The sequence below is a fragment of the Endoryza foliicola genome (genome assembly GCF_050589245.1).
Classification (GTDB): Bacteria; Bacteroidota; Bacteroidia; order Chitinophagales; family Chitinophagaceae; genus Endoryza; species Endoryza foliicola.
Genome location: NZ_JBOBEW010000014.1, coordinates 1 through 7,311 on the forward strand (window position 1 = coordinate 1; position 7,311 = coordinate 7,311).

Annotated in this window: 9 protein-coding genes; 6 read left to right on the plus strand and 3 right to left on the minus strand. The window is 37.4% G+C overall.

What is annotated here, in order from left to right; all coding sequences use genetic code 11:
- The first annotated feature begins 187 nt into the window (after window positions 1-187).
- The 3 genes from ACQ2HE_RS19590 (at window position 188) to ACQ2HE_RS19600 (ending at window position 2,734) form a co-directional block, all read left to right on the plus strand.
- Window positions 188-1,228, plus strand: coding sequence for a tyrosine-type recombinase/integrase (locus ACQ2HE_RS19590; RefSeq protein WP_430902487.1), 1,041 nt, complete (start codon window positions 188-190; stop codon window positions 1,226-1,228).
- Window positions 1,229-1,328: 100 nt separating this feature from the next.
- The gene (locus tag ACQ2HE_RS19595; RefSeq protein WP_430902488.1) at window positions 1,329-2,306 is read left to right on the plus strand and encodes a hypothetical protein; all 978 of its coding nucleotides are present in this window, start codon (window positions 1,329-1,331) and stop codon (window positions 2,304-2,306) included.
- A 29-nt stretch (window positions 2,307-2,335) separates the two neighbouring features.
- Complete coding sequence (locus tag ACQ2HE_RS19600; RefSeq protein WP_430902489.1) at window positions 2,336-2,734, plus strand: hypothetical protein; 399 nt, start codon at window positions 2,336-2,338, stop codon at window positions 2,732-2,734.
- A gap of 32 nt (window positions 2,735-2,766) precedes the next feature.
- Here the strand turns inward: ACQ2HE_RS19600 and ACQ2HE_RS19605 are convergent, their stop codons facing one another.
- Window positions 2,767-2,949, minus strand: a complete 183-nt coding sequence (locus tag ACQ2HE_RS19605) for a hypothetical protein (protein WP_430902493.1) — start codon at window positions 2,947-2,949, stop codon at window positions 2,767-2,769.
- Here ACQ2HE_RS19605 and ACQ2HE_RS19610 point away from each other — a divergent pair.
- Genes ACQ2HE_RS19610 through ACQ2HE_RS19620 form a run of 3 tightly spaced genes read left to right on the plus strand, consistent with a single transcriptional unit; the run spans window position 2,875 to window position 5,434 of the window.
- Window positions 2,875-4,323, plus strand: a complete 1,449-nt coding sequence (locus ACQ2HE_RS19610; protein WP_430902492.1) for a polymorphic toxin-type HINT domain-containing protein — start codon at window positions 2,875-2,877, stop codon at window positions 4,321-4,323. The two genes, ACQ2HE_RS19605 and ACQ2HE_RS19610, sit on opposite strands and share 75 nt — an antisense overlap.
- A 6-nt stretch (window positions 4,324-4,329) precedes the next feature.
- Complete coding sequence (locus ACQ2HE_RS19615; RefSeq protein ID WP_430901862.1) at window positions 4,330-5,217, plus strand: hypothetical protein; 888 nt, start codon at window positions 4,330-4,332, stop codon at window positions 5,215-5,217.
- On the plus strand, window positions 5,195-5,434 hold the full coding sequence (locus ACQ2HE_RS19620) for a hypothetical protein (protein WP_430901864.1): 240 nt from the start codon (window positions 5,195-5,197) through the stop codon (window positions 5,432-5,434). Before ACQ2HE_RS19615 ends, ACQ2HE_RS19620 begins: the two co-directional genes overlap by 23 nt.
- A 187-nt stretch (window positions 5,435-5,621) precedes the next feature.
- Here the strand turns inward: ACQ2HE_RS19620 and ACQ2HE_RS19625 are convergent, their stop codons facing one another.
- Window positions 5,622-6,623: an RHS repeat domain-containing protein gene (locus ACQ2HE_RS19625; protein ID WP_430902490.1), complete on the minus strand. Its 1,002-nt coding sequence runs from the start codon at window positions 6,621-6,623 to the stop codon at window positions 5,622-5,624.
- 100 nt (window positions 6,624-6,723) lie between these two features.
- Window positions 6,724-7,311: tyrosine-type recombinase/integrase (locus ACQ2HE_RS19630; RefSeq protein ID WP_430902491.1), on the minus strand; the 588-nt coding region annotated here is incomplete at its 5' end.

Genomic DNA, 7,311 nt, shown 5'->3' on the forward strand with positions numbered 1-7,311 from the left:
CGGTTTGGCATCAACATCCCGAACGGAGGGCTGCTTCTAACTCAAAGAACTACCCTAAAGCTACACTGCTTTTTTGACATTTGCTAACACTTTTAATCCCTGATTTATACTTATCTTAGACTCCTTCCTGTTACTTGGTTACCAACCATCACAGGAACCCTTAAACCTTACATATACATTTTTCAACATGCGATCTTCCTACGAAGTACTTCCCCTTTTTGAAGAGTTTATCTCGGATACTCGAAAAGGTAAACGCCGCAAAGCCAATGGTGCCCCCTTGAGTATTGGAACCGCAAAGAACTACGAGACTGTTTTAAGGCTATTACAGGCCTATGAAGAGGCTGCTAGCTCAAAACTAACTGTTCGGGTCTGGAAGGGCTTTAATAAGCGCTTAGAACAGAAAGAATCGGCCTATTGGAAACGGTTCTTCAAGCGCTTCAGTGAATTTGTGTACAAGAGGGGTGGCTTTGACAACTACTTGGGTATGGTCATTAAGACCCTCAAAACCTTTTTCAAGTACCTCAAAAAAGAGAAACACCTTCCCATAGGCGATTTTATCAGCCAACTCTATGTTTTCAAAGAAGACATTCCGGTAATTGCCTTGAGTCCGGATCGTGTGAGGTACTTGATATATGATACTGATCTACGAGCTCAGCTCAATGCGGTTCAGTTGAAGGCTTTGGACATCTTCATTTTCGGATGTGCGGTAGGATTGCGGTTTTCAGATTTGGTGCGGGTGACCTCGAAAGACATTAAAAAAATGGAGGGAGCTTGGTACCTGTCAACTGTTAGCAAGAAGACCAAAACCGCAAGCTTGGTTCGGTTACCCGATTATGCCATAGACATTGTGAAGAAGTACCAAGGGCGCTCCAAACGCATTGTAAAATTGTTTAGGGCAGGCAATCTACATGCTTTCAATACAGCTTTACGATCTATCGGCGAGGTTGCGGGTTGGACTGAGGTGTTGGGAAAGCAGCGAACCCGCAACGGCAAGACATTAAATGTTACTGCCGCTAGTCAAACCCGGTTTTGTGATCTAATGAGTTCTCACTTGATGCGGAGATCAGCCATAACCACCATGCTGCTTGCCGGGATGCCGGAACACTTGGTTCGCAAAATATCAGGGCATGCCACCAACAGCCCTTCGTTCTACCGATATGTTAACTATACACAACCTTTTTTAGATCAAGCCATTGAAAAAATGCACGACTTGCTGAAAAAGCAGTAACCAATACTCTGGAAACAATCATCAGCCAGACTTTAAAATGTCAAAAAAGCAGTGTAGCTTTAGGGTAGTTCTTTGAGTTAGATGTAGCCCTCCGTTCGGGATGTTGATGCCCAATCGCTCCTATACCGCTGGAAACCAGTTTAGGTATGGGTTTAATGGGCAGGAGAAGGATACAGAACTTAATGAAAATATTACAACAGCACTTTTCTGGGAGTATGATTCTAGAACAGGACGCAGATGGAACTTAGATCCAAAGCCAATTGAATCAATAAGTCCATATGCAACAAATAATAATAATCCTATTGTAAGCTCAGATCCAGAAGGGGATTTTCCATTCATTCCATTTATCGTAGGATTTGTTGCAGATGTTGTTACTCAATTTGTGGTCAATAGGTTAAGCGGAGACTCATTTGAGGAAGCTTTTAAAAAAATAAACTATAAACAAGCTTTTATATCAGGTGTAGCAGCACAGTTATCAGGAGGAATGTCATTACTTACTAAAGCTGCATCACCGGTAACAAAGCTGATTTTGAAAGAGGCAGGAGAGGTCATTATAAGCACAGTGGAAAGCATTTCTAAGCAATATACTGCAGATGACAATGGGGATGGTAAGATGGACGGTTGGGACGCTGTGAGTATAGATAAGGTTGCTATTGATGTGGCTGCAGATAAAATTGGTGGTGCAATAGGTGATAAATTGATGAAAAAGGTAGATGATCAAATTGAAACTCTAGCGAAAGTGAGCGAAGACCTTAAAAAAACTGGAAAAAAAATGGAAACCTCAAACCAAACAATAAAAGGAAGAAAAGGGAATTCCAAATCTTACAAAACTCACCCTAAGCTTGTTCAAAAGACAGTGGATCTATCTAAGTCATATGGGAAGAAGGCTAACAGTCTTAAAGTGTTGTCAACCTCTACAAAAAAAGCAACGTCAAATACAGTGCAAGAAGGAGCAAATCAGGGTCGAGTTTATTCAAAAAAGTGGGTTGATGAATTTGGTAAATATTATCCATATTTTGAAAGTTTCCCCGGACCAAGTGGAAGTAAAATACCTAACCCATTTTATAAAAAGAGTTGAAACGTTTCAATAAATGAAAAAACATAAAAATGAAAATGTATTTAATTTTTGCGGCTTCCTTTTTGGCTATATTTATAATCCAATATAAAAAGGAAATAGAAATTGAAGAATTATTTTCAAGAGGCGTTACCGAAAAAGTACGTATCATATATAAAACTGACAATTGCCTCAGCTCAACAAGAAATCGCAACAGGATAAAAGTCGAAAATAACAAGCAAGTTGTATTTTCCATACCTATTACATACGATGATTGTCTTAAATTAAAAATCAACGATTCTGTTTTGATAAGGTATCTCGATGGATATGACAGCGCAATTCGTGTTTTTGACTACAATACTCCGCATAGATACAAAGATTATTTTCATTATATTTTTCTAGCTATTAGTGTTGTATCGATCATTGTATTTATATTTAAGATACTTAGGTAGACTAAATCGCAGTGTTTGACGAAAGTCGAATTTTAATTATCATGAAATACAAAGGCATTTTTATAGTTATTTGAGTTGACAATACTTTGCGCTTTAGTGTAGTTCTTTGAGTTAGATGTAGCCCTCCGTTCGGGATGTTGATGCCCAATCGCTCCTATACCGCCGGAAGCCAGTTTAGGTATGGGTTTAATGGAATGGAGAAGGATGCCAGCCATCTAGTTACGTTTTATAGAATTTATGATCCAAGAACGGGAAGATGGCTAAGTGTTGATCCTAAAGCACAGGATCTAGCTGATGAAAGTCCATATGGTTTTTCGAACAATATGCCAACACTTGGCAATGATCCCAAAGGAGATATTTGTATTCCTTGTTTGGTAGCCAAATATGGAGCAAACTTTGCGGTTAATGTTGGCACACAAATGTTAACAGCATATCTTTTTGACGATAAGGTCAAAGATTGGGGAAGTGCATGGGAGGCTGTCGATCTTTGGGATGCAACTTGGGAAAGTGGGGTTGACATGGTAGGAAATGAAAAAGTACAAATGATTTTTAATGGAATCAAGGGTATGTTTGATTACGTTGCAAAGGTTGGACTTTCGAAAGTTGATGGAAAGCAACTTATGATTTCAGGTGGCATTGGAATACTTGAGCCGATTGTAGGAAAGGCAATAGCAACTACAGGCGTCAAGGGTGTAAAAAAGGGACTCGAAAAACTTGGTCTAAAGGTTGAAGATATAAAAAGTGTTTTGTTTAAGGTGGGTGTTGATGGTAAAGCACTGTCAGAGATGTTTCCTTCTTTAAAAAGAGTAAATGGAAGCCCTTGTGGTTGCTTAACCGTAGAAACTAAAATATTGACAAAAGGAGGCTTTAAAAGAATAAGTGAGATAAAAATTGGAGATTCAGTTTTGTCTTTCAACGATAGTTTAAAAAAGTTTGCATATAACAAAGTAACAAAGGTCTACAATTATCCTACTGATACTTTATATAGCATTGCTACAAAGTTTGATAAAATTCAAGCTACTTACGACCACCCATTTTTGACATTACGTGGTTGGATAAAAGCATGTGATTTAAAAATAAATGATAAGATATTTACGAAAGGAAGGGTTTTTGTTCCTCTAACTCAAATAAAGAAAAGTTATAGTCCTCAAGTAGTATATAATTTCGAGGTTGAAAATTACCATTCCTATGTTGTAAGTGGTACAGGGTATGTAACACACAATTCATCTGTTAGTCCTTGCGATTTTTTAAATCCCTCTGGATTTTATAAAATAGTCCGAAAAGACGGAAAGTTTTATATTGGTAAAGGTGGAGAGGGAAGAGCAAACATATCATTGAAGGAAAGAGCGGGTACACAAGGCGGAGTAATGCAATGGTTTGAAGTAGACAGTGAACGTAAAGCTTATATATTTGAGTATTTCGCCATGAGGGATGCTGGAAATATTAAAGGTGGGAAGCTATTAAATGCACGAAACTCTCCTGGACAAAAGTACTTCGAAGATATCACGGATGAGGCTGAGAAAAGGGCTCTTGAAGCTGAATATCAGACTATATTGAATTCGGGTCCAACAAGTACAGGAAGTAAATGATAATCTATGAATAAGGAAATAGTTACTGAAATCGAAAAGAAAGGGTTTAAACATCGTATGTTTGAAAATACGTTGTATTTGAATTTTAGCTCCGATAGACTTGATGAAAATCGGGAGTTTTATATTAGTTACGGACTAAAGAACATTGAGCTAAATGATATTCGTGGATTTAAGGAATGTGATTTAAAATGTTTAAAAGATTTATATGTGGAAGGATTACATATTGTTGCTAGAATCGATGATTTTTCTGAATTGAAGTCTCATAGAGAGTTAAAATATCTGAGTTTCGATAATAGCCCAACCGAGGAATTCGACCTAATGCTTTTCCCGAATCTCGAAGAGCTTAAATTGGATTGGACTCGATCTATTAAAAATTTATACTCACATAAGAACATAAAGTATCTGTGGCTGTTTAAATATAAGACAAAAACAAAGGACTTACAAGAGATTTCTAATATGACACAACTCGAAGCATTGAAAATTGGACAAAGTAGTATTGTAAGTCTTTCTGGTTTAGCATCCTTAAAAAAGCTAAGATGGTTGTCTCTTCCATACAATCTCAGCTTAAGTAACTTCGAATCAACCGATAAAGTGATGGAAAATTTAATTTGTTTACATATCGAACGATGCGTAAAGCTTACAATTGAAAATTTACCGGTTATGCCAAATCTTAAGGAGCTTTTTTATATCAATAACGGTAAAGTAGCTTCTTTAAAACTTTTACTTTCTAAAACACCCAATCTAGAAATTCTTGATCTACAACAATCAGTAGTGGAAGAGCAAGATGTTAGCTACTTATTGTCACTGCCAAAGTTGAAACGAATTTATTACCCTGAAAAAAAATGGCATAAGTATAGTAGCGAAGACTTGAATGAAAGGATTTCAAGAAAGTAGAATTCGAGAAATTGCACAATTCATTTTATTATTTAGGAATCTGTTCTACGTACTTAAATTTTCAGATACTGGTATTCAAATTCTAATTCAACAAGGAGTCACTATTCGAAAAGAAACAAGCGAATCAATGGGAAGTGAATACCTCGATCAAGAAATAGAGCTAATAAATAATAATATTAAAGATGGTGCCGTTAAAATTGAATATCAATTCGATTAGAATTATCTTTTAAAATCCACTATAAATGAAATCCCGCCATAAATTATGAATATGCCGCCAAGTATTATTATCACGTATTTACGCGAAATCATACTTGGTAAATCACTTTTTTTTATTGAGATACCAAGAATCAATGTAAGCCCTCCTAATAAGATAAAGGCTAAATCGTATTTAATTTCCTCGCTCATTATTTCTTTTTTGTTTCAATTTTAATATCCAAGTTATTTGATTCCTGTACTTCTTTTTTGCAATTATCAAAGTATCCATCTTTAATAAACCCAATTCCTTTTCCCAAATAGGTATCTAATGACTCCTTGAAAAGGTCACGATCTTTCAAGGGTAATTTAGCTATCCCTTTGCCTACTACGAGCCCACCAACAAAAAAAGCGAATTTTTTGCTTGCGTCTGCTTTTTTACCATCAACAAGATCCCCGAGTATGCCTATTCCGTCGCCAAGCGTCCCAACTCCCTTTCCAATTCCTATTAAAATTAAGCCAGGCTCTTGAGCTCCAGGCAAAGCGGATGTTCCATAACCTAACGCTTCAATTGATGTACCCGTGACGTTAACTACGGAACTAAAGCCTCTGATAGCATCAGCATACACTTCTTTCATACTTATTGCTGAATTTTTATAAGTAATATTTATATTTTCACTTCCGTCATCATTAGTAGTTATGTTAAATGTGAGAATTCCAGTTTTAGGCCTTATAGGAGCAGAATAAGGGTTCCTTGGATTACCTGTTCCTTTTCTATATTCTTCAAACCCAGACGAGAATTTAGCATTAGTTGAATTGAATTTGGTACCTTCTAAAGTATATGTTGTTTCTGAGTTTAAGCCAAGTCGAAGAGAATTATAGAGTTTGTTAACATTAATAAAGTCAAACTTTACTAATTTACTTTTTGTAACATTCCCATTTGCATCAAACCAATTAATCATTATTTTTTGCTCCTCACCATCTAGATCAATTGCCGCAATTGGTATATTGCCAGCAAACTGATAAGGTGTGTACCAAGGAAAACTTTTCGTTAATGGGTCAACACTCAAAAACTTCCCAATTCTCGGATCATAAATCCGCATTCCGTAGTCTTGTTGATTTCCGGTTCCTTTTACATCATTATCATTCTCCTTCCCATTAAACCCATACCTAAACTGGCTTCCGGCGGTAAAAGAGCGATTGGGCATCAACATCCCGAACGGAGGGCTACATCTAACTCAAAGAACTACCCTAAAGCTACACTGCTTTTTTGACATTTTAAAGTCTGGGTGATGATTGTTTCCAGAGTATTGGCTATTGCTTTTTGAGCAAGTCGTGCATTTTTTCAATGGCTTGATCTAAAAAAGGCTGTGTATAGTTAACATACCTGTAGAACGAAGGGCTATTGGTGGCATGCCCTGATATTTTGCGAACCAAGTGTTCCGGCATACCCGCAAGCAGCATGGTGGTAATCGCCGATCGTCGCATTAAGTGCGAACTCATTAGATCACAAAACCGGGTTTGACTAGCGGCAGTAACATTTAGTGTCTTACCATTACGGGTTCGCTGCTTTCCCAACACCTCAGTCCAGCCCGCAACTTCACCAATAGACCGTAAAGCAGTATTGAAGGCATGTAGATTGCCTGCCCTAAACAATTTCACAATTCGTTTGGAACGCCCTTGGTACTTCTTCACAATGTCTATGGCATAATCGGGTAACCGAACCAAGCTTGCGGTTTTGGTCTTCTTGCTAACTGTTGACAGGTACCAAGCTCCCTCCATTTTTTTAATGTCTTTCGAGGTCACCCGCACTAAATCTGAAAACCGCAATCCTACAGCACATCCAAAAATGAAGATGTCCAAAGCCTTCAACTGAACCGCATTGAGCTGAGCTCGTAGATC